20 protein-coding genes and 1 tRNA gene are annotated in these 25020 nt (G+C 71.2%); 8 read left to right on the top strand and 13 right to left on the bottom strand.

The window, feature by feature from the left end:
- Positions 1–14: 14 nt before the first annotated feature.
- The 8 genes from ACZ4XD_RS16715 to ACZ4XD_RS16750 all read right to left on the bottom strand — a co-directional run bounded on the left by ACZ4XD_RS16715 (position 15) and on the right by ACZ4XD_RS16750 (position 12044).
- Positions 15–2234 (bottom strand): hypothetical protein, encoded by a 2220-nt coding sequence (locus ACZ4XD_RS16715; RefSeq protein WP_468042705.1) that lies wholly within the window; start codon positions 2232–2234, stop codon positions 15–17.
- Positions 2231–2941 carry an ABC transporter ATP-binding protein gene (locus ACZ4XD_RS16720; RefSeq protein WP_468042707.1) on the bottom strand — a complete coding sequence of 237 codons (711 nt, stop codon included), beginning with the start codon at positions 2939–2941 and terminating at the stop codon, positions 2231–2233. Before ACZ4XD_RS16720 ends, ACZ4XD_RS16715 begins: the two co-directional genes overlap by 4 nt.
- Positions 2942–3219: 278 nt before the next feature.
- Entirely contained in the window at positions 3220–3978 is a 759-nt protein-coding gene (locus tag ACZ4XD_RS16725; RefSeq protein WP_468042709.1) for a glycosyltransferase family 2 protein, read from the bottom strand.
- A 5-nt stretch (positions 3979–3983) separates the two neighbouring features.
- Positions 3984–4772, bottom strand: a complete 789-nt coding sequence (locus ACZ4XD_RS16730) for a GntR family transcriptional regulator (protein ID WP_468042711.1) — start codon at positions 4770–4772, stop codon at positions 3984–3986.
- Between the two features lie 633 nt (positions 4773–5405).
- Positions 5406–9413, bottom strand: a complete 4008-nt coding sequence (locus tag ACZ4XD_RS16735) for an nSTAND1 domain-containing NTPase (RefSeq protein ID WP_468042713.1) — start codon at positions 9411–9413, stop codon at positions 5406–5408.
- Positions 9414–10137: 724 nt separating this feature from the next.
- Positions 10138–10211: transfer RNA gene (locus tag ACZ4XD_RS16740), tRNA-Pro, on the bottom strand.
- 12 nt (positions 10212–10223) lie between these two features.
- A complete protein-coding gene (locus ACZ4XD_RS16745; protein WP_468042715.1) occupies positions 10224–10952 on the bottom strand; it encodes a Pr6Pr family membrane protein in 729 nt (242 codons plus the stop codon).
- Between the two features lie 165 nt (positions 10953–11117).
- Entirely contained in the window at positions 11118–12044 is a 927-nt protein-coding gene (locus ACZ4XD_RS16750) for a metallophosphoesterase (RefSeq protein WP_181018553.1), read from the bottom strand.
- A gap of 126 nt (positions 12045–12170) precedes the next feature.
- Here ACZ4XD_RS16750 and ACZ4XD_RS16755 point away from each other — a divergent pair, with 126 nt between their 5' ends.
- Positions 12171–12635, top strand: coding sequence for a GatB/YqeY domain-containing protein (locus ACZ4XD_RS16755; RefSeq protein WP_042150569.1), 465 nt, complete (start codon positions 12171–12173; stop codon positions 12633–12635).
- 93 nt (positions 12636–12728) lie between these two features.
- Here the strand turns inward: ACZ4XD_RS16755 and ACZ4XD_RS16760 are convergent, their stop codons facing one another.
- A complete protein-coding gene (locus tag ACZ4XD_RS16760; RefSeq protein WP_468042718.1) occupies positions 12729–14918 on the bottom strand; it encodes a transglycosylase domain-containing protein in 2190 nt (729 codons plus the stop codon).
- A 383-nt stretch (positions 14919–15301) separates the two neighbouring features.
- On the opposite strand from ACZ4XD_RS16760, the gene ACZ4XD_RS16765 reads away from it, so the two are divergent.
- Positions 15302–15643 carry a WhiB family transcriptional regulator gene (locus ACZ4XD_RS16765; RefSeq protein ID WP_042150566.1) on the top strand — a complete coding sequence of 114 codons (342 nt, stop codon included), beginning with the start codon at positions 15302–15304 and terminating at the stop codon, positions 15641–15643.
- 277 nt (positions 15644–15920) lie between these two features.
- Here ACZ4XD_RS16765 and bagB read toward each other — a convergent pair whose 3' ends face one another.
- Both bagB and bagA read right to left on the bottom strand, forming a co-directional pair.
- A complete protein-coding gene (bagB, locus tag ACZ4XD_RS16770; protein WP_468042721.1) occupies positions 15921–17297 on the bottom strand; it encodes an ATPase BagB in 1377 nt (458 codons plus the stop codon).
- Positions 17294–18352 carry an ATPase BagA gene (gene bagA / locus ACZ4XD_RS16775; RefSeq protein ID WP_042150562.1) on the bottom strand — a complete coding sequence of 353 codons (1059 nt, stop codon included), beginning with the start codon at positions 18350–18352 and terminating at the stop codon, positions 17294–17296. Before bagA ends, bagB begins: the two co-directional genes overlap by 4 nt.
- Positions 18353–18561: 209 nt before the next feature.
- Here bagA and ACZ4XD_RS16780 point away from each other — a divergent pair, with 209 nt between their 5' ends.
- From ACZ4XD_RS16780 to ACZ4XD_RS16795, 4 genes are all read left to right on the top strand, one after another.
- Complete coding sequence (locus tag ACZ4XD_RS16780) at positions 18562–18723, top strand: DUF4177 domain-containing protein (protein WP_003975360.1); 162 nt, start codon at positions 18562–18564, stop codon at positions 18721–18723.
- On the top strand, positions 18720–19184 hold the full coding sequence (locus ACZ4XD_RS16785; RefSeq protein ID WP_467113012.1) for a RidA family protein: 465 nt from the start codon (positions 18720–18722) through the stop codon (positions 19182–19184). Before ACZ4XD_RS16780 ends, ACZ4XD_RS16785 begins: the two co-directional genes overlap by 4 nt.
- Positions 19185–19307: 123 nt before the next feature.
- Positions 19308–20294, top strand: coding sequence for an NUDIX hydrolase (locus ACZ4XD_RS16790; protein WP_468042724.1), 987 nt, complete (start codon positions 19308–19310; stop codon positions 20292–20294).
- Entirely contained in the window at positions 20291–21127 is an 837-nt protein-coding gene (locus ACZ4XD_RS16795; protein WP_468042726.1) for an MBL fold metallo-hydrolase, read from the top strand. Before ACZ4XD_RS16790 ends, ACZ4XD_RS16795 begins: the two co-directional genes overlap by 4 nt.
- A gap of 56 nt (positions 21128–21183) precedes the next feature.
- Here the strand turns inward: ACZ4XD_RS16795 and ACZ4XD_RS16800 are convergent, their stop codons facing one another.
- Together ACZ4XD_RS16800 and ACZ4XD_RS16805 are read right to left on the bottom strand one after the other, a co-directional pair.
- Positions 21184–21993: a nucleotidyltransferase gene (locus ACZ4XD_RS16800; RefSeq protein WP_468042728.1), complete on the bottom strand. Its 810-nt coding sequence runs from the start codon at positions 21991–21993 to the stop codon at positions 21184–21186.
- A 134-nt stretch (positions 21994–22127) separates the two neighbouring features.
- Positions 22128–22802 carry a Crp/Fnr family transcriptional regulator gene (locus tag ACZ4XD_RS16805; RefSeq protein WP_006604164.1) on the bottom strand — a complete coding sequence of 225 codons (675 nt, stop codon included), beginning with the start codon at positions 22800–22802 and terminating at the stop codon, positions 22128–22130.
- A gap of 445 nt (positions 22803–23247) precedes the next feature.
- Here ACZ4XD_RS16805 and nth point away from each other — a divergent pair, with 445 nt between their 5' ends.
- Both nth and ACZ4XD_RS16815 read left to right on the top strand, forming a co-directional pair.
- On the top strand, positions 23248–24246 hold the full coding sequence (gene nth, locus ACZ4XD_RS16810; RefSeq protein ID WP_468042730.1) for an endonuclease III: 999 nt from the start codon (positions 23248–23250) through the stop codon (positions 24244–24246).
- 53 nt (positions 24247–24299) lie between these two features.
- Complete coding sequence (locus tag ACZ4XD_RS16815; protein ID WP_468042732.1) at positions 24300–25019, top strand: NUDIX hydrolase; 720 nt, start codon at positions 24300–24302, stop codon at positions 25017–25019.
- Position 25020: the final 1 nt, after the last annotated feature.

Consider the following 25020-nt stretch of genomic DNA (forward strand, 5'->3'; position numbering starts at 1 on the left):
GAGACGGCGGTATGTCATTCGCCATAGGGCCGCCACCGGCTCGACTCGCGTACGGCCGCTCTTGCGCCCCACCACCAGGTAAGGAGGGCCAGGACGGCGAGTGCACTGGACGTGGTGGCGAGCACGTGGCCCGAGAGTTCAACGCCGTCCGCGGCTCTTTCCTGGGGAGCTGCGAGCCAGCTGGCGGCGATCACGCTCGTCGCGATCGCCGCCAGCAAGGGCATGAGCAGCGCCCACGCCGCCGTCGAGTAGTAGACCGTCCGCTTTCCGGTGAGGACGCTGAGTGGTGCGACCTTGCGGCTGAATCTCAGGAATTCGGCAAGGTTGGCGAGGGCGACGGCCAGTGCGACGATCAGGACTCCGGGCACGCCGAAGAAGATGACCCACTTGCCGTGCGCGACGGACTCCCTGGCGCCTACGAGCCATTCGGCACCCGGAGCATCCGCACCTGCGGAAGCGACCGGGAGCGAGTCCCTCAGCAACTGCTTGATCTCCGCCTGCGGGAGGTTCTTGCCATCGGAGGCAACGAGGACGAGCTTCTCGGGCGCGGCAGAGGAGTTGCCAGGAAGCGCCGGACCTTGCTGTACCTCGAACCGGTCCACCACCGGACTGACCCAGCGGAGGGTTTCCACCAGACGCTGGTCCGCGACCCGTGAGGAGACGATCACGGGCCTTGACGGGCAGCGGAGCTGAAGAATGCGCAAGGTGTGGCAGGGGCCCTGGATACGGGCGGGGGCTGAGGCACTCGGGTTCTTCGGCCGGTACACGGCGAAGGTCTCCACCCCTGCCGGAAGGTGGCTGAGTACGTCGCCCACCCGGTCGGGGGGAAGCTGATCGGAGAAGTTCGCGAGCAACACGCTGTGGCCGACACGGTTCGCGGTGGCTTCTGCCGCCCGCGTGTTTTCGCCGAACTGGGCATTTTTCAGCTGCACTTGAGAGACCAACACCAAGGCGATTCCGACTCCGGCCACCAAGCGTGCGGTGACTCCCGGGTGCGCGGCGGTGTGCCGGCCGGAGATCAGAGCCCCCACATCGCCGGTCCGCCGCGACCAACGAGCCAGCAGTGGCCCCAGCGCCGCGGCAACGACCGCGACCGCACACGGTAAGGTCGCCATCACCGCTACCACGCCGGTGTTGTAGAGCTTCATTCGCAGGTCGGCGTAGTGCGACGGGTCCAGCTGCGCCGGCCCCCACACGGTGGCGAAGAGAAGAAGCGGGCAGGCGAAAGCCGCCCATCGAACGGCCCGGCCCGTGTGGACGGCCAGCCGCGTCGACCGTGACCTCCTTCGTGTTACCCGGCGGTGCACAAGGCACACGAGCAGGAGCATTCCGGCCAAGGCTGCGAGACCGGCGAGGACGATCGCCCCCCACCACTGCCGCAGGTCCGTTGCCGACAGCCAATAATTGATCCAGGGCAACCGGGTATCGCCGAAGGCTGTCATCGACAAGGCGGGCAGCGTTCCCAGCACGGCACCGGCCATTACAGGGACCGCGGCCTCACCGAGGTTGAGCAGAGCGCGATGCCGCCGCCCGCCGCCCAGGGCGCTGACAAGTGCCGTGCGCTTGTCCCGGCCCGCAGAGCCCATGCGTACCGCGACGAGGGCGAGCGCGGCAGTGGGCAGCAGAATCAGGTACAGGGCCGTCAGGAACTTGCCGCGATCGGCGATGAACCGCACATCCCCGGTAGGCATGCCGCCGTCGCCGAAGCCGACGATGGGGTAGGCGCTCTTCTTGTCGAATTGCCGGTCCGTGGGGTTGACGTAGGCGTATCGCTCACCAGGGTTGGCCAGACCTGCGCCACGAATCGTTCCGATGACCTTGCCGTATCGGTTCAGGGCACCTTCCGACCGCAGGAGACGCATCAGTTCCGGGGAGAGCACCGCCTCGCCCGGAGCAGGCCGGCGGTCGACGCCCGGCGGCAGCGCGGTATGAGAGGACAGCGGACGCACATAGACCAGGCTGAATTGCCGGCCCTCGATCTCGTCAAAATCGGCTTTGGCCAGCGCCACGGCAGGGCGGGCGGGAAAGGCGTCATGGAAAAGCAGGCTGCGGTGGGCGGTGCGCTGCTCGATTCCGTCGTACACGGCGTACGTTGCGGCCACCGCTGTCAGCCCGATTGCCAGGAGGGCGGTGGCCAGCAGCAGTGCGATCGTCCGGACTCGGCCGTCACCGGCCCGCTGCCCCGCCGCCCGCCCCATCCGTAGCAACTGCCACGACAGCGAACGGCGCTTCATGAGCGGTCCCCCGCCTTACGCGGCACGAGCGCCGCAGTCGTGAGCTCCAGACAACGGTCAGCTCGGTCGGCCACTTCGAAGTCATGGGTGACCACAACCAGGGCGCAGTCCCAGCGCTTGGGAACATCGAACAGAAGCTGTGTGACGCTGTCACGGGTGGCACGGTCCAGGGCTCCTGTCGGCTCGTCCGCGAGCAGGACGGCCGGCTGATTGATCAAGGCTCGTGCCACGGCCGTGCGCTGCCGCTCACCGCCCGAGAGCTGGCCTGTCGGCGCCCCGCCGTACGGCACCCCCAGGTCACGGAGGAGAATCTCCGCGCGCTCGTAGGCCTGGTCGCTCGGGGTTCCACCCAGCAGCGCCGCCAGCGCCACGTTCTCCACCGGAGTCAGTTCGGGCAACAATTCACCGAACTGGAAGACCACGCCCATATACCGGCTGCGATGCCGCTCCAGAGCCCGTTGCCGCATACGTACGAGATCTTGCCCCGCTACTTCAACTTTTCCCTGGGCCGGACGAACCAGTCCCAGCACGCAGCCGAGCAACGTGCTCTTACCGCTGCCGCTGGGCCCCACCACCGCAGCCGACTCCCCCGCACAGACTTGCAGGTCCACGCCATCCAGCAGCACACGATCAGCGACTTCGTAGCGGAGCCCGCTGACCTTCAACACAGGCGCGCCCGCGCCCGTTTCGCCCTTGACCTGCCCCACTGGTCCCCCACCATGCCGTCTTGATCGCGCCGCAACGTATGGACTCCGAGGCTGTACGGGCAAGCATCATGTGGAACCAAGGGCCGAAATCAGCGCGTTCGCAGGGAGCGATAGGTCTTGATAGGCCCCGTAATGCGTGGCACTTCACCCGCCGCCGTAAGAAAGCGGAGTGTCACATTGTTGGCCATTTTCAGGTAGCTGATGTGGTTGATAGCCGCAGCGACGCCTCGGTCTCTGCCCTGAGACGGCACAAGCGGTGCCGCGCAACCAGCAGCCCCTCACCCCACCCCCCGATACCCCCACCCCAACCGCCCCAGCTCCCGTGCCCTGGCCTCCACTACTGCCATGCGGGCTTCGCGTTCGGCGGTTTCGGTGTGGGAGGGCTGGCTGGTCGCCTGGCCGGGCCACTTGCGGTAGTGGAGGCCGACCTCGGAGGAGAACCAGCCGCGGCTCGTGGCGTTGAGGGCGAGCAGCAGGCCGGTGTCCTCCGAGGCCGGCAGGGCCATCCAGCCGCCGAGGGCGAGCACCAGGTCGCGGCGCATGAAGAGGGTCGCTGGGTGGACCTGGGCGCGGAAGCCGTTCGCCTTCCAGTGGTCGAGCACGGCTCCGCGCTCGATCGGGCCGGGCTCGGGGTCGCCGGGGAAGCCGGCGGTGGAGCCGTCGGGCAGCAGATCGAGGACGCGGGAGGTGGCCCAGCCGAGGCCGGGGTCGCCTTCCAGGGCGGCCAGGTCACGGGCCAGCGCACCGGGGGCCAACTGGTCGTCGGCGTCCAGGACCTTGAGGTACTCGCCCTCGGCGTGCGCGAGGGCGATGGTGCGGGCGACGCCGGGGCCGCCGGCCCGCCCCTGCCGGAACGTCACCCGCTCGTCGTCGGGGACATGGGGGGCGACCGCGTCGCTCGTGCCGTCCTCCTGGATGACCCAGTGCCATTCCCATCCGTCGGGGAGCTCCTGTTGGCGGAGCGACCGGTAGGCGTCCGGCAGGAAGTGTGCCGAGGGCGGATGGACGGCGGTGACGATGATGATGCGCCGGCGCACGGCACTCACCACCTTTCCAGGGGAGTGGTGAACAGCAATTCCGTGCGGTCGCCGGGCAGCACGACGTCAGAGACGTCGACGACCCGGTCGTGGATGTCGATCGAGGTCTTGCGGAGGGCGAGGACCGAGGTGCCGGGCGGAAGTTCCAGCTCCGCCGCTTCCTCCGGCGTCGGCGGGCGGGCGGTGACGCGCTCCTCGACGCGGTCGAGCTCGATGCCGACGCTGTAGAGCTGGCTCTGCGATCCCCCGGGCCACGGCTCGTTCGACGCGTCGAGAAGAGCGGGGTTGCGCGCGATCAGGTCGTGGACCAGATACGAGGTCACCAGGCTGAAGGGCGCGTTCTCGGCCGCGTACCGGGTGCGGTAGGTGCGTTCGAGGAGGGCGGTGCCCTCGGGGAGGCCGAAGGCTTCGGCGAGGTCCAGGCTCGCCTCGATCTTGCGGTACGACGCATGGAAGACCAGGTCGTCGACCGTCAGGCCGGTGTCGTGCTCGGTGGCGCCGGTCTGGGCCCGTTCCGCCAGCGGCTCGCGGGCCCGGCCCTTCTCCCACTGGTGGCGGAGGTTCGAGCGCCGTGCCGGGGTGCGTGGCCGGCGGACGAAGTTGCCGCGGCCGTGCTGTTTCTCGATCAGCCCTTCGTCCCGGAGGGCGCGGAGTGCCTCGCGGATGGTCGGCACGCTGCGCCGGAACCGTTCGGCGAGCTTCGACTCGGCCGGCAGCTTGTCCCCGGGCTTCAGCTCACCCGCACGGATCGCCGCGCGGAGCTCTTCCGCGATCCGCTCGTACGCCACTGCCATGGGTGTTCACCGTTCCATTCCCTGGTGCCCTGGCCGGCTCGTCCCCGCCGGACGGCCCCACCTTATGACTCCTCAAGAGGTGTTGACGAGTGAGGAGGCGCATGCGCCGCCATGGCGGGCGGCTTCAGGAGTGCCGGGGAGGGAGGAAGCCAAGGGGGCGGGTGCGGGCGGAGTGCCGGGAGACACCGGGAGATTCCTGGCCTCGGCTTCGGTTTGCGTGCGGGGAAATCGGGCGGCTCGGCCGTTGTTTCTTGAGTGACGGTAACGGTATTTGAACTCGCGACCATTTCCCCCAAGAGGCCCCTTGTCCGGAATTCGGGTCTCCGGTCGGTTCCCTTCCGATCCCTTCCGACGCCCAAAGCGCCTCGCAATGGGGTCAGGGCATGAAAGCGCCCGATCGCTGGCGACGGGGGATGCACCAGCGATCGGGCTATGGCCAAGAGTAGCAAGGCTGACCGCGCGGTGGGAGCTAACTGCTGAAGTGGAATGCAGAGTTGTGGTTGGAGTCACGTGGCGCGGTCCGTCGGAGCGGGAATCGGAGGGCCGTGGTCGGCCGGGACGTCCGGCCGGCCAGGCCCAACGCCGCCCCGTCCGGCGCCGGGCCCCTGCCGCTCGACAGGGGCACCGGATCCGTTACTTGTCGCACGGGGGCGCGTACGCGAGATGGGGCAGATACTCGCGCCATTTCTCCGGTGTCAGCACGCCCCGGGTGGTCGAGCAAATGCGGCGAATGGCCTTGTCGGCGTCCAGGTTCCACAGCCGGACGGTTCCGGCGCCGCTCGACACCCCGAGCATGCGGCTTTGCGGGCTGAACGACAGGAAATTGCCGGTCTTGGCGTTGGGGCTGGTCGATTGTCCGATGGGCGTGGCCCCGGACGGTGGTGTGACATCCCAGAACCGGACCGTGTTGTCGTTCCCGCCACTCGCCAGGGTGTGGCCGCCCTTGCTGAACGTCAGCGACACCACCGCCTCGGTGTGGCCCCTGAGCGGGGAGCCCAGCCGGGTCGCCTTACGGGGGTCGGTGGTGTTCCAGAGCCGTACGGTGTCGTCGTCGCTGCCACTGGCCAGCGTGCGCCCGTCCGGGCTGTAGGCGAGCGCGTTGACGGGTCCCAGGTGCCCGGTGAGCGGCGCGCCGAAGAGGACGGCATGACGGGGGTCGGTGATGTTCCAGAGCCGTACGGTGTCGTCCGCGCTGCCGCTGGCGAGCGTGCGCCCGTCCGGGCTGAAGACGAGGGAGTTGACGTACCCCTTGTGCCCGGTGAGCGGCCCGCCGAGCGGACGGACGCGGGACGGCGCGCTGACGTCCCACAGCTGGATGGTGTGGTCCTCGTACGCGGTCGCCAGCGTGCGCCCGTCGGGGCTGATGGCCAGCGCGTCCGGGCCCACGAAGCGGGTCCGCAGCGTGGCGGGCTTCCCGTAGCGGACCGGATGCGCCGGGTCGGTGACGTTCCACAGCTCCACGGCCTGGCTTCCCATCAGCACCGCGAGGGTGCGGCCGTCGGGGAAGAACGCCAGGGAACGTACATCGCCCTTGCCGGGCACGAACGGCTTGCCCAGCACCACGGGCCGGTGGGGACGCTGCACGTTCCACAGCCGCACCCTGCGGTCGCGGGCACCCGTGGCGAGCACCTGCCCGTCCGGGCGGAACGCGCCGATCCGGCCGACCATGTTGGATGTCGGAATCGACCAGAGACGGACCTTGCTGTCGCCGCTCCCCGTGGCCAGGGTCCGCCCGTCGGGGCTGAAACCCACCGCGTACATCTCACCGCTGCTGCCCGCGAGCGGCTCGCCGACCTGCGACGGGTACGCCGGATCGCTGACGTTCCACAGGCTCGCCGTGCTGTCCGCGCTGCCGGCGGCGAGCATGTTGCCGTCGGGGCTGAAGGCCACTGACCACAGGGGGCCGGTGTGTCCGGTGAGCGGCGCGCCGAGCGGTTCCGCGTGACGGGGGGAGGACACGTTCCAGAGCCGGAGGGTGTTGTCCGAGCTGCCGCTGGCGAGCGTGTGGCCGTCGGGGCTGAAGGCCACGGAGTGCACCGTGTCCGTGTGCCCGGTCAGCCCGCCGCCGATCCGCTTCGGATGCCGCCGGTCGGCCATGTCCCACAGCCGGACCGTGTTGTCATCGCCGCCGGCCGCCAGCGTCCGCCCGTCGGGGCTGAACGCCACCGAGCGTACGGCGGCGGTGGGGCCGGTCAGGGTGCCGAGCGTCTTCGGCCGCCGGGGATCGCGGACGTCCCACAGATGCACGGTGTGATCCTCGTCGGCGCTGGCCAGCGTCCGCCCGTCGGGGCTGAAGGCGAGCAGGAAGACCGTGCCGTGGTGACCGGACAACGGCGCCCCGAGCCCGTGCGGATGGTGGGGATCCCGTACGTCCCACAGCCGCACCGTGCCGTCGTCCGCGGCGCTGGCGAGGGTGCGGCCGTCCGGGCTGAAGACCGCGGTGCTCACCCAACTCGTGTGGCCGGTGAGGGGCTTGCCCAGGGGTTTCGGGCGCGTCGGGTCCGCCACGTCCCACAGGCGCACGGTCCGGTCGTAGCTGGCGGTGGCCAGGAACCGTCCGTTCGGGCTGAACGAGGTGAGGTAGACGGCGCCGGTGTGGCCCAGCAGCGGGGTGGCCAGCGGTGCGTTCACCATCGAGATCAAGCGGTTGTTCGTGCCCTCGTCGTCGGGCCGCAAGCCGTGTGCCACCAGATCGAGTTGCGCGGACAGGGACGGATCCGTGTACTGGGCGCGGTCGGCCTGGGCGAGCACCTGCTCGAAAACGGTGTCGTCCCGCTGCTGCCGCGCGATCACCGCCGAACCGACCGCCAGCAGCGTCATGACCACCAGCGCCGCCACCGCACCACGGCTGAGCAGGACGGTGCGCTTGCGCAGCCGGACCGAGGCGGCCAGGAATTCCACCGCGCTGCGGGTCAGAAACGTGTCACCGGCGGAGTCGGCCCAGGTGCGCGCCTGCTCCAGACGGGAGCCCCGGTAGAGCATGGAGGTGTCGCGGCCCGAGTCCTCCCAGGCCCGGCCGTCCTCCTCCAGCCGCTGACGCAGCAGATTGCCGTTCCGGTCCTCGTCGATCCAGTCGCGCAGGCGCGGCCAGGCGTGCAGCAGCGCCTCATGGGTGATCTCGACCGCCTCCGCGTCGAGGGTCACCAACCGGGCGTGCACCAGCGCTTCGAGCGACTCCTCCGTCTTGCCCGGGTCGGTCGACTCATTCGCCAGTTGGTGACGCTTTCCCCGCCTACGGGTGGCCTGGGTGTCCTCTCCCAGCCGGACCAGCCTGAGCAGGAGCAGCCGCGCGGCCGTACGCGCCGTCGGGTCGAGGCCGGACCAGGCCCGCTCGGCGGTCGCCGCCACCGCTCCCTGGATGCCGCCCGCCGCGCGGTAGCCGGCCAGCGTCAGCCGTCCCGCCTTCCGCCGCTGCCAGGTGGCGAGCAGGGCGTGCGAGAGAAGCGGCAGTACCCCCGCGTCATGCGCCCCGCCGGCGCCGTCGGCGCTGACTTCCCGGACGATCAGTTCCGTCAGCCCCGGTTCGAGTTCCAGGCCCACGGCCTTGGCCGGGCCGGTCACCGCCTCCCGCAGCTCGGCGGTGGTCAGCGGCCCGAGCACCATGTGCCGGTGCTGGAGCGCATCGGCCAGTTCGGGGTGCCCGAGGCACTGCTCGTAGAAGTCGGCCCGTATGCCGAGGACGACGAGCACGGGGGCCGGGTCACCCGAGCCGGAGGGCGTGCACACGGCGTGCAGGGTCTGGATGAAGGCGCGCGTGGCCGCTTCGTCGGAGCAGAGGGTGAAGGCCTCCTCGAATTGGTCCACGATCACGACCGGACGGGCGGCGGAGGAGGATGCCTCGCGTTCCGCCCATGCCCTGGCGGCCTCCCGCACCGCGTGCGCGAAGTGCGGAGTGCCGGGCTCCGTCGCCACCGAGCCCGCCGCGGCGGAGAGGACCTCGGCCAGCCCGGGGATCCGGCGGGCCAGCTCCGCGAGCGGATCGCCGCCCGGCACGAACTGAAGAACCTCCCGCTTCGGGCTGTTCTCGTCACCCGGTGCGCCGTTCTGCAACGCGGGTACCAACCCGGCGTTCAGCAGGGAGGACTTTCCCGCCCCCGAGGCGCCCACCAGCATGACCAGGCCACCGGTCTCCTCCGCCGTGCGCAGCTGCGCGACGAGGGCCTCCGTGCTCCGCTCCCGCCCGAAGAACCACCCGGCGTCCTGCTGACGATACGAAGCCAGCCCCCGGTACGGGCACACTCCGGGGACGGCCGCGGCATCGACCGGAGGGCGTTCCTCCACTTGTGCCGGTCCCGCGGCACGGTCGCCGGCCGGCCCGGCGACCGCGCGCTCCCACAGCCGCTGCCACTGCGCCAGGTCGTACAGCCCCGGGGACACCGGCGTGGGCCGCAGCCGTCGCGCCTGCGGGATCAGGATGTGCAGCACGGCGGCGAGCGCGGCGAACTGAGCGGGTACGTTCTTGGCCCGTCGCCAGTCGCTGATCCGCTGCACGGACACCCGCACGGGGCGCCCTCGTTCGTCGACCCGCTGCAGCCGGACGACCGCCTCGGCCACCTTCTTGAGCGGAGGGTTGCCGGCTTCCCTGTACAGCAGCGCGAGACGTTCCGCGAAGGCTGTACGTGCCCCTGAGTCGGAACTCAAGGCTCCACCCCCTACGTCCCCCGCACTTGGACATCCGGACCGGAAAACTCACCTTAGCTGGCTGACCTGTGGAGACACCGTCCTCCCAAGACCGGAACCTCCTCTTCGGGACCCCCAGCTGGCAGGATCCCGTCGCAGCGGCGCAGCAACCGGGCCCACCCGGACAGCTCACCGGCTCAGCGCTCGGAGACCACTCCTGATGCACGTTCGCGGTCATTCTCCGCCGGAGTCACGAGCCGGTGGTGAGGGTCCTGGCGCGCTCACGCGAGGGAACTGTGGAAAACGGTCCCCACCGGATTGCTGCCGCGTCGACCACGGGTCCGGCCCTTCCTGGATCCGCGCCGGTACGGGGGGCGCGGATCATCGCCGCCCGCGCCGTTCGGCACCGGTCCTCACAGGGGAGGGACCGGTGGCGAACGGCGCGGCGTAGTTCCTGCCGCACGGCACGGGCGAGCCCGCCGCCGGCCCGTCCATGGGCGAGGTGGAGCCCAGGAGCAGCCCTGCCGAGGCGTCCGGCACCACGGGCACACCGTTATCTGTGGCCCGGATCACATCCGATGTCGCGTCTGCCGGGCCGGGGAAAAGCCCCTGAAGGGGCATCAGCGGGCGGCACCGGCCCGCGTGCAGCCAAGATCCGCTTCCCGCCCGCTCACGAGCTGCCCCAGGAAACACCTCAGGCCCGGTCTTCCTTGACGGAAGGCCGGGCCTGACGTTGTTTCTTCAGTCGGGGTGGCGGGATTTGAACCCACGACCTCTTCGTCCCGAACGAAGCGCGCTGCCAAGCTGCGCTACACCCCGAAGCAACGAGCTCTACTTTAGCGGACTGATCCCTGTAGGTGAAATCCGGTTCTTGTGGAGCCGGGGAGAGGGCCTGACCTGGTCGATCCCGACGGCGATCAAGGGGAGCAGGCAGACCGCCGGAGCGAGGGTGAGGGCGGTGGTGACGGTGGGGGGCGGGGCACCGGCCGTGGCGGGGAAGGCGAGGGCGAACGCGAGGTAGAGGAGCGGGTAGGCCGGCCACTGCCAGGCGCAGGCCAGGCGGAAGCCGCGGGGGGCGGTGAGCAGCAGCCAGTCGGCGAGGGCGGCGAGCGGGGTGAGGCCGTAGAGGAGGTGGTGGGAGAGGGCTTGGGTGGCGGTGGGGGTGCCGGTGGCCGGCAGGGTGAAGGCGGTGGTGTCGCCGGCGGGGAGGGCGTAGTGGACGAGCGCGGGGAGGGCGAGGAAGCAGAGGAGCGCGCCGGTGAGGCGGGGGCTCACGGAGCGGCGGCCGGACCAGGCGCGGTGGGCGGAGCAGAGGGAGACCAGTGCCACGGCGAGGTTGGCCTGCACGGTGAAGCGGGCGAGGAGGTGGGCCGGGGCGGGGTCACCGACGGCGGCGAGGACCAGGCCCGTCAGGGCGGCCGCGGCGAGGCCGGTGCGGAAGGCGGCCGCCAGGGGGCGGCGGATCGTGGGGGCGACTGCCGCGGCCGGGGTGCGGGCGGCGGCAGCGGCGGGGTCGGTGGCGTGGCGCGTGGACTGCGAGGTCCGGGTGGGGTCGGACATTCCTCCACGTTAGGGGGGATGATCAGCGGGCGGGGAGACCCGATCCGGCAAATCCGCGAGTCGCCCCCGGTGCCCCGCCCGCGGGCCGGTTCCGGCCCCGCCCCTGAGTCCCCGCCGCTGAGTCCCCGCCCCTGCGTTCCCGTCCCTGAGTTCAGCCCTGAGCCGTCAGTCCCGCGCCGTCAGGGTCAGCAGCGTCGCCTCCGGGGGGCAGGCGAAGCGGACCGGGGTGTAGCGGTTGGTGCCGCAGCCGGCGGAGACATGGAGGTATGAGGTGTGGCCGGCGGCGGTGTGGGTGGACAGACCCTTCACCCGGTCGGTGTCGATGTCGCAGTTGGTGACGAGGGCGCCGTAGAAGGGGATGCAGAGCTGGCCCCCATGGGTGTGCCCGGCCAGGATCAGCGGATAGCCGTCGGCGGTGAAGGCGTCCAGCGAGCGCAGGTAGGGGGCGTGGACGACGGCCAGCGAGAGATCCGCGCCGGATTCCGGGCCACCGGCCACCTCGGCGTACCGGTCCCGCTTGATGTGCGGGTCGTCCAGGCCGGTCAGGGCGATCTCGATGCCGTCCAGCTTCAGGCGGCCGCGGGAATTGGACAGGCCGACCCAGCCGGCCGCGTCGAACGCGTCCCGCAGTTCTTCCCACGGGTTGTGGACGACGCCCACGGCGGGCGCGTTGCCGTTGAGGCCGTGCCGGCCCTGGGCCCGCTCGATGAGGTAGCGGGCAGGGTTGCGGAGCTTGGGACCGTAGTAGTCGTTGGAGCCGAAGACGTAGGCGCCGGGGAACTCCATCAGCGGGCCGAGCGCGTCCAGGGTCTCGGGGACGCCCTCGGTGTCGGAGAGGTTGTCGCCGGTGTTGATGACGAAGTCGGGGCGCAGCCCGGCGAGCGACTGGAGCCAGCGCTGCTTCTTGCGCTGCCCGCTGACCATGTGGATGTCGGAGACCTGGAGGACGCGCAACGGCCGCATTCCGCGGGGCAGTACGGGCACGGTGACGCGCCGGAGGCGGAACGAGCGGACTTCGAAGCCGGCGGCGTAGGCCAGGCCGGCCGCGCCGACTGCGGTCAGGGTCAGGGGTACTCCGTATCGCGCGCGCATGCGTCCCATCGTCGCAGAGTGCGGGGGGTGCATGCAGCGGCGGAACGGCCCCGTCGTGCGGCGGGCGCGGCGGGCCGGGAGGAAAAGGCTCGGCGGTTGTCGGTGGGGGGAGGCATACTCAACGGCATGACCACGCTCAAGTCCAAGCTTCAGGACGACCTCACCGTCGCGATCAAGGCGCGCGACGAGCTGCGCTCCTCCACCCTCCGTCTCACGCTGACCGCGATCCAGAAGGAGGAGGTCGCGGGCACCGAGGCGCGTGAGCTGTCCGACGGCGAGGTCGAGAAGATCATCGCGCGGGAGGCGAAGAAGCGCCGGGAGGCCGCGGACGCCTTCGAGCAGGGCGGCCGTGCCGAGCAGGCCGGCCGGGAGCGCGCCGAGGGCGAGGTGCTCGCGGACTATCTGCCCAAGCAGCTGACCGATGACGAGCTGGAGCAGCTGGTCGCGGCGGCCGTGGCCGAGGCCAAGGGCGCCGGTGCCGAGGGCCCGCGGGCGATGGGCGCCGTCATGAAGATCGTCAACCCTCAGGTGGCTGGCCGCGCCGAGGGTGGCCGGGTGGCCGCGGTGGTGAAGAAGCTGCTGGCCGGCTGAGCGGCCGGACCGAGTCCCGGAAAGACGGCTGAGGGGGGCCCCCGTGGTGGGGGCGCCCCTCAGCCGTTGCCGTACGGGCCAATCGGCCGTCTGTCAGCCGCCGTTGCCGCCACCCAGGATGTCGGGGAAGCCCGGAATGTGCCAGCCGCCGCCCGGCTTGTTGTCGCCGCCGGGGCCCCGGCCGGGCTTGGGCTTGCCGTGGCCCTTGTCGTCGCCCTGGGGCCGCTCCTTGGCGGGGTCGTCGATCGGGACGGTGGGCAGCTCGGGCGCGGGCCGGTCGGCGAGGGCGCCGCTCATCGCATCGCGCCAGATGGGGCCGGGGGTGTCGGCGCCGTAGACCTTGTCGTGCGGGACCCCGCCGATGCTGATGTCGTACATCTTCCGCTTGTGCAACGGGTCGCCGACCCAGACCGCGCCGGCCGCGTTCGGGGTGTAGCCGACGAACCAGGCGGCGTAGCGGCTGTCGCTGGTACCCGTCTTGCCGGCGCTGTCCCGGCCCTGGAGGCCGGCTTCCTTGCCGGTGCCGTCCTCGACGACGCCTTTGAGGAGGGTGTTGATCGTGTCGGCGGTCCTCTTGGACATCGCGCTGCGGCAGCTGGTCTGCGGGACCTTCAGCGCCCGGCCCCGGGCGTCGGTGATCGACTCGATGGCGACGGGGGAGCAGTACTCACCGCCGTTGGCGAACGCCGCGTACCCGGCCGCCATGGTCAGCGGCGACATCTCCTGCACACCGAGCGTCATCGACGGGACCTGCTCCAGCGGCTTGCCGTCCGCCCGCTCGATGCCCATCTTCTGGGCCATCTTCACCGCGGGGCAGACGCCCATATCGCTGATCAGCTGCACGAAGTAGGTGTTGACCGACTTCGCGGTCGCCTCCTTCATGGCGTACGGGCCGACCTCTTCCCGGTTCTCGTTCTGCGTCATGGCGCTGCCCTGCCACTCGCCGTCGCAGGTCTGCACCGGGCTCGGGTACGGCATCCGGTACGGCGAGGGGTACTCCTGCTCCGGGTTCGTGCCTTGCTCCAGCGCGGCCGCCGCGATCACCGGCTTGAAGGTCGACCCGGGCTGGTAGCCGGCGCCGCCGCCCATGTTGTTATCGACCGAGAGGTTGATCACGGTCTGGTTCTCGCCGAAGCCGTACGGCCGCGACTGGCCCATGCCGAGGATCTTGCCGGTGCCGGGCTCGACGATGGTGGCGGCACCGGCGACCGGGTCGTCCTCGTAGACATGGTCCTTCAGCGAGGCCTGGACCGACTTCTGGGACTGCGGATCGAGGGTGGTGCGGATGGTCAAACCGCCCTCGTCCCAGCGCTGGAGGCGGGCCTTCCGGCTCTTGCCGAAGTGCTTGTCGTTGAGGAAGACCTTGCGGATGTAGTCGCAGAAGAAGCCGGCGCCGTCGGTGGCGGTGATGCAGCCGTTCTTGGGGCGGCTGACCGCCAGCTTTATGGGCTTGTTGGCGGCCGCGTCGGCCTGCGCCTGGGTGATGTCCTTCAGATCGGCCATCCGCTGGAGGACGGTGTTGCGCCGCCGGGTGGCCTCCTGCGGGGCGTTGACCGGGTCGTAGCGGGTGGGCGACTGCACGATGCCGGCCAGCAGCGCCGACTCCCCCAGATTCAGGTCCTTGGCGTGCTTGCTGAAGTAGCGCTGGGCGGCCGCCTCGACGCCATAGGCCTGCTGGCCGAAGAACGTGATGTTGAGGTAGTTCTGAAGGATCTTGCGCTTGCCCAGTTCCTTCTCGACCTGGATCGCGTACTTCAGCTCCCTGACCTTGCGGCCGAGGGTCTGCTGGGTGGCCTGCGCGACCTTGTCCGCGTCGTTGCCGGCCTCCTCGATGAAGACGTTCTTCACATACTGCTGGGTAAGCGTCGAGGCGCCCTGGGAGACGCCGCCGGACTGGGCGTTCTTGTTGACCGCCCGCAGGATGCCCTTCATGTCGATGGCACCGTGCTCGTAGAAGCGCGCGTCCTCGATCGCGACGATCGCCTTCCGGATGTACGGCGACATGTCGTTGAGGCCGACGACCGTGCGGTCACGGGAGTAGACCTTGGCGATCTCGCCGCCCTTCGCGTCCAGAATCCTGGTCCGCTGGCTGAGCGGCGGTGTCTTGAGGTTCGCGGGGATGTCGTCGAAGCCCTCGACCGATCCCTTGGCGGTCAGACCGAGTGCCCCGGCCGCAGGGAGCGCAAGACCGGCGAGTACCGCTCCGGCCAGGACGCTGACACCGAGGAACTTGGCGGCCTGCTGCGTCTTGGACAGACCTCCGCCATCGCGCTTCTTAGGCATGAGGGCAGCCTACGTTCTCAATCCGCCGGACAGGGGCGCACGTGTTCGTTTAGCCTGTCCTCAGCTACCACAGCCGAACGGTTACGCCCGAGTTCGTCAACCCCCTCTCCCCGCGGTACGCACCCCCACGTGACCGCAGGCGTCGAAGAAAACCCCGTGTCAGGCCGGTGAACTGTCCCGTCTTGCGCGCTAAGTGAGGTATGCCCTGCGGTCACTCCGTTGGGTGATCTGCCGCATACGCATAGTCCGTTCGGGCCATCCAAGATTGGGCCCGAAGGGGGTGTTGCGCCCTGCCTGCTTTCCGTAACGTCCTCAACTGGCAACGGTGAATATGCCGCTTGCCGCCGTGGGGGAGCCTCGATTCGGGAGAGGACGGCGCCAGCATGAGCTGGGTAACCGACTGGAGTGCACAGGCAGCCTGCCGCACTACCGATCCGGATGAACTGTTCGTTCAAGGGGCGGCGCAGAACCGCGCCAAGGCGGTGTGCACCGGGTGTCCGGTGCGCACGGAGTGCCTGGCCGACGCCCTGGACAACCGGGTGGAGTTCGGCGTGTGGGGCGGGATGACCGAACGCGAGCGGAGGGCGCTGCTGCGTCGCCGCCCGACCGTGACGTCATGGCGCCGGCTGCTGGAGACAGCACGTACGGAATATGAGCACAGCACGGGCATCCTGCCGGTGGACTGTGAGGACGAGGCCTTCGACGAGTTCGCCGCGGTCGGATAGCGGCGGGCGCCGGCTGGAAAGTCGGCCGAGAAGGTTCGGTTGATGGCGCGGTCTGATCGGTCCGACAGGCGCGACGCGCCGTCAGTCACGGTGCGCGGCACCGGAGTTGGAGGCATGGATGGGGGTGGGCGCGCTGATACGGCGCGCCCGGTGAAGACGTGGTGCGGCGCCGGGGGTGTGAGGTGCGGGCGCTTCGTCGGTGTGTGGAGGGCTCGGTGTGTGGCGAGCCGGGCGTGCGGAGGGCCGGGAGTGTGCAGGGCCCGGGCGCGCGTACGGCTCAGTCGTCGGTGTCCGTGGGGTTCAGCGCCAGACGGTCGCCGATGGCACGCAGTCCCGCGAGGTCATGGACGTCGCCGGGCAGCGCGGCGACCTCTGTCACCGGAACCTCGGGGTGCAGCGCGGTGAAGCGGTCCCGCGTGCGCCGTTCGCGCGCGAGGACCTGCATCCGTTCCGCGTGCAGTCGAAGCAGCCCGGCGGCCAGTTGCGCCGCAGAGGCCGAGGTGGGTGTCGCATGCTCCGCCGCGGCAGCGGGGGAGAGGCCGCCGGCGGTACGTGATCCAGCCTTCCCGCCGTCGTGATCCACAATGCCGTTGGCTTCAAGATTATTTTCTGTGCGGTCGGCGGCGGGAGCGGCCGCGGTGCCGGGGGCCGTGTCGGTGTCCGCGGGCGGGTCCGCGTGGGTGTCCTCCGCCATGCGGTCCGTGAGGGCCTCCGCGGCGGCCAGTGCGCGCTCGGCGCTCAGTTGGGCGGCGCCGCTGCCGTGCACACGGTTCAGCACCAGCCCGGCCAGCGGCATCTGCTCGGCGGCCAGCCGCTCGACGAAGTACGCCGCCTCGCGCAGGGCGTCCCGCTCTGGCGCGGCCACCACGAGAAACGCCGTACCGGGCGCCTGAAGCAGCCGGTAGGTGGCGTCCGCGCGGGTGCGGAAGCCGCCGAACATGGTGTCCATCGCGGCCACGAACGTCTGCACATCGCGCAGCAGTTGACCGCCCATGAGCTTGCTGAGGGTGCCGGTCATCATCGACATGCCGACGTTGAGGAACTTCATGCCGGCCCGGCCGCCGACCTTCGCCGGCGCCATCAGCACCCGGATGAACTTGCCATCCAGGAAGGAGCCCAGGCGCTTGGGCGCGTCCAGGAAGTCCAGGGCGGAGCGGCTCGGCGGGGTGTCGACGATGATCAGGTCCCACTCGTCGTTCGCGCGGAGCTGGCCCAGCTTCTCCATGGCCATGTACTCCTGCGTGCCCGCGAAACCGGCCGACAGGGACTGGTAGAAGGGGTTCTCCAGGATCGCGCGGGCCCGGTCGGCGTCCGCATGGCCCTCGACGATCTCGTCGAAGGTGCGCTTCATGTCCAGCATCATCGCGTGCAGTTCGCCGCCCGCGGACTCGTCGACGCCCTTGACCTGACGCGGGACGTTGTCGAGTTCGGAGATGCCCATGGACTGCGCGAGACGCCGGGCCGGGTCGATGGTGAGCACCACGACCTTGCGGCCGCGCTCGGCGGCGCGCACACCCAGCGCCGCGGCGGTCGTGGTCTTGCCGACGCCGCCCGAGCCGCAGCACACCACGATGCGGGTGTGCGGGTCGTCGAGCAGCGTATCGACCTCGAGCCGCGGGGCCGAGGCGTCCAGCGTCGTGTTGTCCGAGGTCATATGGGCCCCTGTTTCCGCAGGTCTCTCGCCAGGTGGTAGAGCCCGGCGAGGTCCACTCCCTCGGGGAGCAGCTCCAACTCGTAGGTGGGCAGGCCGAGGGCGGTCAGCTCGGCGTGCTCGGCGCGCTCCAGCTCGACCCGCTCGGCGTGTTCGCGGGCCTGCTCCAGCAAGGGGTCGATCAGCCGTTCCGCCAGCCCGCCGCGGCGGGCGCCGCCCAGACCGGCCTGGGAGAGCGCCTTGGCGACGCCGCCACGGGCGTCCCGGGCGGCGATGTCGAGATCGCCGTTGTCCAGCAGCGCCGGGCGGGTCATGTTGATGACGATGCCGCCCACCGGGATGCCGGCTGCGCGCAGCTCCTCGACCCCGTCGGCGGTCTCCTGGACGGGCATCTCCTCCAGGAGCGTCACCAGATGCACCGCGGTCTCGGGCGACTTGAGGACCCGCATCACGGCCTGCGCCTGATTGTGGATCGGGCCGATCTTCGCCAGCCCGGCCACCTCGTCATTGACGTTCAGGAAGCGGGTGATGCGGCCGGTCGGCGGGGCGTCCATCACGACCGCGTCGTAGACGAACTTGCCGTTCTTGTCCTTGCGGCGGACCGCCTCGCACGCCTTGCCGGTCAGCAGGACGTCCCGCAGGCCCGGTGCGATGGTCGTGGCGAAGTCGATCGCGCCGAGCTTCTTCAGCGCCCGGCCCGCGCTGCCCAGCTTGTAGAACATCTGGAGGTAGTCCAGAAGGGCGCGTTCGGCGTCGATGGCGAGGGCGTGGACCTCGCCGCCGGCCCGTCTCCCGCCACCGCCGCGCGCGGGATCCCCGGCGGACGGCGCGCCGGACGCACCCCATGGGGCGGCACCTTCCGATGCCGGACCCACGGCGATCTTGCGTTCCTCGTAAGGAAGCGCTTCGGTCTCGAACAACTGGGCAATGCCCTGCCGGCCCTCGACCTCGACCAGGAGGGTACGGCGACCCTCGGTGGCCAGGGCGAGGGCGAGGGCAGCGGCGACCGTGGTCTTGCCGGTGCCGCCCTTGCCGCTGACGACATGGAGCCTGCTCACGCAAAGGAGCCTAACCAGTCCGCGTCCCGGCTACGCACGGGATACACCTGGGAAGCCCCGGATATCTGCCCGCGACCCGTCAGGGACGGGTCAGGGATGATCCGTAGGGGCCCGGCGTCCCTGGCCGCTGAACGCCGTCCGGAGCGGGTGCGGGCGGGCCGCGGCGGACGGGGTCCGGCGCGGCGCTGGACAGGCATTACGCTCGCCCCATGACCAAGTGGGAATACGCGACCGTGCCGCTCCTCGTGCACGCGACGAAGCAGATTCTGGACACCTGGGGCGAGGACGGCTGGGAGCTGGTCCAGGTCGTTCCGGGCCCGAACAACCCCGAGCAGTTGGTGGCCTACCTGAAGCGGGAGAAGCAGGCATGAGCGCGGTGGAGGACAAGATCGCGGCGCTCGGGCTGAAGCTGCCCCAGGTCGTGCCGCCGCTGGCCGCCTACCAGCCCGCGGTGCGCTCCGGCGCCTATGTGTACACCTCCGGCCAGCTGCCGATGGTGGACGGCGCGCTGCCGGCCACCGGCAAGGTCGGTGCCGAGGTCGGCGCGGAGCAGGCCAAGGAACTCGCCGCGACCTGCGCCCTCAACGCGCTGGCCGCCGTGAAGTCCGTCATCGGCGACCTCGACAAGATCCAGCGGGTCGTCAAGGTCGTCGGCTTCGTGGCCTCCGCGCCGGACTTCACCGGCCAGCCGGGCGTCCTCAACGGCGCCAGTGAGCTGCTGGGCGAGATCCTCGGCGACAAGGGCGTGCACGCCCGGTCCGCGGTGGGCGTGGCGGTGCTGCCGCTCGACGCGCCGGTCGAGGTCGAGATCCAGGTCGAGATCGCCGAATAGGGACGCGCGGGGACGCCGCCCCCGTGGTGGCGTGTCCTGTGCCGGAGGGCCCCGCGTCTGCAGGGGCCCTCCGGCGCGAAAGTGGCCCTCGAACATCCGCGCGCGAGCGCATAGCATCCGGCCATGTCGTCCACGACCAATGGCCAGTGGTACCCGCCGGAGTGGCCGGACCGTATCCGGGCGCTCGCGAACGGCGAGCTGACCCCTGCCGAGCCCCGGCGGGCCGCGACCGTCCTGCTGCTGCGGGACTCCGGCTCCGGCCCCGCCGTTCACATGCTGCGCAGACGCGCCTCCATGGCCTTCGCCGGAGGCGCGTACGCCTATCCGGGCGGCTCCGTCGATCCCCGTGACGAACGGCCGGTGGCCTGGGCCGGTCCGTCCCGCGCCCAGTGGGCGGTCCGTATGGGCGTCGATCCGGCCACCGCGCAGGCCATCGTCTGCGCGGCGGTCCGGGAGACGTTCGAGGAGGCCGGCGTGCTGCTCGCCGGCGCCTCGGCCGACACGGTCGTCGCGGACACCACGGGCGAGGACTGGGAGGCCGACCGCGCCGCCCTGGTCGCCCATGAGCTGTCCTTCGCCGACTTCCTGGGCCGCCGCGGCCTGGTGCTGCGCTCCGACCTGCTGGGCGCCTGGGCCCGCTGGATCACCCCGGAGTTCGAACCACGGCGCTACGACACCTGGTTCTTCGTCGCCTCGCTGCCCGAGGGCCAGCGCACTCTCCCCCAGGAGCCGGCGGCCGGCTCCGGTCCGGAGGTGTCCCGCCTCGCCACCACGGAGGCGGACCTCGCGGTCTGGATCCGGCCCGAGGAGGCGGCCGCCGGCTACGACCGCGGTGAGCTGCTGATGATGCCGCCGACCATCGCGACCCTGCGCGGGCTCCAGCCGTACGCCACCGCCGCGGACGCGCTGGCCGCCGCGGAGGCCCAGGACCTGACGCCCGTACTGGCCAGGGCCCGCCTCGTGGGCGGCGAGATCGAGCTGAGCTGGCCGGGGCACGACGAGTTCACCAAGCACATCACACGGACGGACGCCGGAACCGGTGCCCCCGGGGGCGACGCGCCCGAGGGGCCCGCGGACGGCACCGGCCCCTCGGGAGGGACCCCCGCATGACCGACGCAGCCGCCCTCCCCGGACAGCCCCGCGGCGGAGTGATCTCGGGGCCCGCGACCGCGCGCGCCCATTGCGTCCTGGCGCCCAACCCGTCGCCGATGACGCTGGACGGCACCAACACCTGGATCGTCGCCGAGCCGGACTCCGACCTGGCCGTCGTCATCGACCCCGGGCCGCTCGACGAGAGCCACCTGCGTGCCGTCCTCGACACCGCCGAGCGGGCCGGCAAGCGCATCGCGCTGACGCTGCTGACCCACGGTCACCCGGACCACTCCGACGGCGCCGTCCGCTTCGCCGAGCTGACCGGTTCCTCCGTACGGGCGCTGGATCCGGCGCTGCGCCTGGGGGACGAGGGGCTCGAAGCGGGCGATGTCATCACCACCGGGGGCCTGGAACTACGGGTGGTGCCCACCCCGGGCCACACCGCGGACTCGCTCTCCTTCCACCTCCCGGCCGACCGCGCGGTGCTCACCGGCGACACGATCCTGGGGCGCGGCACCACCGTGGTCGCGCACCCCGACGGGCGGCTGGGCGACTACCTGGACTCGCTGCGCCGGCTGCGCTCCCTCACGGTCGACGACGGGGTGGCGACGGTCCTGCCGGGCCACGGGCCGGTGCTGAACGACGCCCAGGGAATGGTGGAGTTCTATCTGGCGCACCGGGCGCACCGGCTCGCCCAGGTGGAGACCGCGGTCGAGGCCGGCCACCGGACGCCCGGCGAGGTCGTGGCGAGCGTGTACGCCGATGTCGACCGCTCCCTGTGGCCGGCCGCCGAGCTGTCGGTGCGGGCGCAGCTGGAGTATCTGGGCGAGCACGGGCTGATCGAGGACTGACGCGGCGGGACGGCGGCCGGGCGGCTCCGGGTCGCCGAGAGGCCCCGTCAGCGCTCCTACGGGCGGGGAGCCTTCGCCCCGTGGACGGCCAGATACTCGTCGGCCAGCCAGGGGGCGAGGCCGGACAGCAGCTCGTCCAGCAGCTCCGGGTACGCGGCGGGCGTCCGGGCGGCGCGCGCCGCGGCGCGCATCTGCTCGGCGTACGCGGGGTAATAACGGCCGAACACTTCGGCGGACTCGGTGAGGTCGCTGGTCCAGCCGCCCCAGCGCGGCATGACCAGGGTGAACCCGGTACGGACGAGCCGGCGCGCCACGCCCCGGGTGAGCCGGATGCGCTCGGCTTCCGTGGTGGCCGCCGCGGCCCGCGCGCGCAGACCGGGCAGGCCGCGGAAGAGGTCGCCGTTGGTCTCGCGGGCGAGGAGCGAGGTGGGGCGGTAGCGGGGCAGCCGAGCGGCGAGATCGGGGCCGCTGAGCGGCGTGCACAGGCAGGCCACGAACCACCCCAGGTCGTATCGCTCCGGCCCGCTCAGCACGCGGTGCACGCCGAACAGCAGGATCCCGACGCCGTTGACCTGTGGGAAGGCCGCGTCGAGGCCGCTCTCCACGGAGCGGGCGGCGGCCCGGTCGGCCTCGGTGGGCGTGTCCCGCAGGGCGAGCAGCACATCGAGGTCGGAGACGCCGGGGACGGCGGTGCCCCGGGGGACGCTGCCGTAGAGGTAGCTGCTGTGCAGCCCGGCGGGGACGAAGTGGTCGCCGAGCCGGGCTGCCAGCTCCGCCACCACGGGCGCGAACGGCGCGGACACCCGGTCCAGGGCTCCCTCCCGTAGGAAGCAGCCGTCCCGGTCCAGTCCCGTGCCGTGAGTCATGGCGCCACTCTGGCGGGGCCTGCGGTGGTCCGGCGAGCCAATTACGGACCGCGGGGGCCGGCCGGTGGTCCGGCGGCGCCCATGACGAAGGGCCCCGCCGGAGCGGGGCCCTTCCAGGCTGTCTGCGGGCCGGCTCAGCGCGAGCGCTTGGCCAGCCGCTCGACGTCCAGCAGGATCACGGCGCGCGCCTCCAGGCGCAGCCAGCCGCGGCCCGCGAAGTCCGCGAGCGCCTTGTTGACCGTCTCGCGGGAGGCGCCGACCAGCTGGGCCAGCTCTTCCTGCGTCAGGTCGTGGACGACGTGGATGCCCTCCTCGGACTGCACGCCGAAGCGGCGTGACAGGTCGAGCAGGGCGCGTGCCACGCGGCCCGGTACGTCCGAGAAGACCAGGTCGGACATCTGGTCGTTGGTCTTGCGCAGCCGGCGGGCGACCGCCCGCAGCAGGGCCGTGGCCACCTCGGGGCGGGCGTTCAGCCAGGGCTGGAGGTCGCCGTGCCCCAGACCGAGGAGCTTGACCTCGGTGAGGGCGGAAGCCGTGGCCGTACGGGGGCCGGGGTCGAAGAGCGAGAGCTCACCGATCAGCTCTCCGGGGCCGAGGACGGCGAGCATGTTCTCCCGTCCGTCGGGGGAAGTGCGGTGCAGCTTCACCTTGCCCTCGGTGACCACGTAGAGGCGGTCGCCGGGATCCCCTTCGTGGAACAGGGCGTCGCCGCGGGCGAGCGTGACCTCTCCCATAGAGGCGCGCAGCTCGGCCGCCTGCTCGTCATCGAGCGCCGCGAAGAGCGGTGCGCGCCGCAGAACGTCGTCCACGAGATCTCTCCTTGTCGACATGCTCCGGGGGACTGTGGTCCCCATCATGCCGGAATGCAAAACAGTGCGATCAATCACAAGTTTGCCGGACCGGTGCCCCGAGCCATAAGGCAGGGGGCCGATTGGGGTCAGGAATCACAGCGATCAAGCCGGATGTCAGTGGCTGGCCTTAGTCTGGCCGAGTGTCCAATACGCCGGTGAGAGCAGAGGACTGGGGGGCCGGAAGAGTGAGCGCAGGGCGGGATTCCGCTGTGGGCGAACAGTCGTCCGGCCGCGCATCGGATTCGGATAAAAGTAACAAATCCCTCTCCGGGGTGGCACCCCACCGGAAGCCGCCCGTCCGGAAATTCGGCGCGTCGCGACCGTCGGCGCAGGACACGACCGTGCAGACCGCCGCGAGGATGACTCCGGCAGGCAAGACCTCGGCAGGGAAGAAGGCCGCCCCGTGAACGCAACCCCCGAGAAGCCGGCGGCGGCCAAGAAGGCCGTCGCGAAGAAGGCCGCGGCCAAGCAGACCGCCGCGGCCGCCGAGCAGGCCCCCGCCAAGAAGACGGCCGCCGGAAAGACCACCACGGCCAAGCGGGCGACGGCCAAGAAGACGGCGGCGAAGAAGACCGCCAAGACGGCCGCCGGGAAGGCGCCCGCAAAGAAGGCGCCCGCACGCAAGCCCGAGTCCCGGGTCGCCATGGTGCGGCGGGCCCGCCGGATCAACCGCGAGCTGGCCGAGCTGTATCCGTACGCCCACCCCGAGCTGGACTTCACCAACCCCTTCGAGCTGCTGGTCGCGACGGTCCTGTCCGCGCAGACCACCGACCTGAGGGTCAACCAGACCACCCCGCACCTCTTCGCCGTGTGTCCGACGCCCGAGGACATGGCCGCGATGCCCCCGGAGAAGCTGGAGGAGCTGATCCGGCCGACCGGCTTCTTCCGGGCCAAGACCAGGTCGCTGCTCGGCCTGTCGGCGGCGCTTCGCGACCGCTTCGGCGGGGAGGTCCCGGGCCGCCTGGAGGACCTCGTCACCCTCCCCGGGGTCGGCCGCAAGACCGCCAATGTGGTGCTGGGCAACGCCTTCGGCGTCCCGGGCATCACCGTCGACACCCACTTCGGCCGGCTGGCCCGCCGCTTCGGCTGGACCACCGCGGAGGACGCCGAGAAGGTCGAGGCGGATGTCGCCGCGATCTTCCCCAAGAGCGAGTGGACGATGCTCTCGCACCGGGTCGTCTTCCACGGCCGCCGCGTCTGCCACTCCCGCAAGCCCGCCTGCGGAGCCTGCGCCATCGCCCCGCTCTGCCCCGCGTACGGCGAGGGCGAGACGGACCCGGAGAAGGCCAGGAAGCTGCTGAAGTACGAGCTGGGCGGCCAGCCGGGGCAGCGCCTGAAGCCGCCGGCCGACTATCCGGGGCGGCCCGCGCCGCCGATGGCGCCCCCGGTGGCCGCTTCCTGACGACCGCCGCCCAGAGGTGACCGACGATCGATGCCAGGCCTGAGGGGGCGCGGATGCGGAGTGCACGGGAGCAGCAGTACGGCACGGAGGACGCCGGGGAGGCGTCCGGCCGGGAGGCGGTCACGGCCGAGGGCCTGCCCGAGTGGCTGGCCCCGGTGGCCCGGGTGGCCGCCACCATCGAGCCGCCCCAGCTCAGCCGCTTTCTGCCGCCCGAGAGCGGCGGCCGGCAGTCCGCGGTACTGATCCTCTTCGGCCATGGCCCCCGTGGCCCCGAGCTGCTCCTGATGGAGCGCGCCGGCACCCTGCGCTCACACGCCGGCCAGCCTTCCTTCCCCGGTGGCGCCCTCGACCCGGAGGACGGCGATCCGGAGGGCCCCGGTCCGGTCCAGGCCGCCTTGCGGGAGGCCGAGGAGGAGACCGGCCTCGACCCCTCCGGCGTGCAGGTCTTCGGTGTGCTGCCGCGGCTCTACATCCCCGTCAGCGGCTTCGTGGTGACGCCCGTCCTCGGGTGGTGGCGCCGGCCCAGCCCGGTCGGCGCGGTCGACCAGGCGGAGACCGCCCGGGTGTTCACGGTTCCCGTGGCGGATCTCACGAACCCGGCCCACCGCGTGACAACGCGCCATCCCAGCGGCCACATCGGGCCTGCTTTCCTTGTCGAGAACGCCCTGGTCTGGGGGTTTACGGCCGGAGTCATCGACCGGATCCTGCACTACGCGGGCTGGGAGATTCCGTGGGACCGTGACAAGGCCGTCCCGCTCGACTGGCGCTCGTGAG

Source organism: Streptomyces sp. NPDC029466 (assembly GCF_055574515.1).

Bases quoted from the DNA above. Each gene is read 5' to 3' on its own strand.
- ACZ4XD_RS16765 (WP_042150566.1), top strand. From the start codon at position 15,302: ATGAGCTGGGTAACCGACTGGAGTGCACAGGCAGCCTGCCGCACTACC.
- ACZ4XD_RS16785 (WP_467113012.1), top strand. From the start codon at position 18,720: ATGAGCGCGGTGGAGGACAAGATCGCGGCGCTCGGGCTGAAGCTGCCC.
- ACZ4XD_RS16750 (WP_181018553.1), bottom strand. From the start codon at position 12,044: ATGCGCGCGCGATACGGAGTACCCCTGACCCTGACCGCAGTCGGCGCG.
- ACZ4XD_RS16800 (WP_468042728.1), bottom strand. From the start codon at position 21,993: ATGACTCACGGCACGGGACTGGACCGGGACGGCTGCTTCCTACGGGAG.
- bagB (WP_468042721.1), bottom strand. From the start codon at position 17,297: ATGACCTCGGACAACACGACGCTGGACGCCTCGGCCCCGCGGCTCGAG.
- ACZ4XD_RS16760 (WP_468042718.1), bottom strand. From the start codon at position 14,918: ATGCCTAAGAAGCGCGATGGCGGAGGTCTGTCCAAGACGCAGCAGGCC.
- ACZ4XD_RS16730 (WP_468042711.1), bottom strand. From the start codon at position 4,772: ATGGCAGTGGCGTACGAGCGGATCGCGGAAGAGCTCCGCGCGGCGATC.
- ACZ4XD_RS16790 (WP_468042724.1), top strand. From the start codon at position 19,308: ATGTCGTCCACGACCAATGGCCAGTGGTACCCGCCGGAGTGGCCGGAC.
- ACZ4XD_RS16815 (WP_468042732.1), top strand. From the start codon at position 24,300: ATGCGGAGTGCACGGGAGCAGCAGTACGGCACGGAGGACGCCGGGGAG.
- ACZ4XD_RS16780 (WP_003975360.1), top strand. From the start codon at position 18,562: ATGACCAAGTGGGAATACGCGACCGTGCCGCTCCTCGTGCACGCGACG.
- ACZ4XD_RS16795 (WP_468042726.1), top strand. From the start codon at position 20,291: ATGACCGACGCAGCCGCCCTCCCCGGACAGCCCCGCGGCGGAGTGATC.
- ACZ4XD_RS16755 (WP_042150569.1), top strand. From the start codon at position 12,171: ATGACCACGCTCAAGTCCAAGCTTCAGGACGACCTCACCGTCGCGATC.
- ACZ4XD_RS16745 (WP_468042715.1), bottom strand. From the start codon at position 10,952: ATGTCCGACCCCACCCGGACCTCGCAGTCCACGCGCCACGCCACCGAC.
- ACZ4XD_RS16715 (WP_468042705.1), bottom strand. From the start codon at position 2,234: ATGAAGCGCCGTTCGCTGTCGTGGCAGTTGCTACGGATGGGGCGGGCG.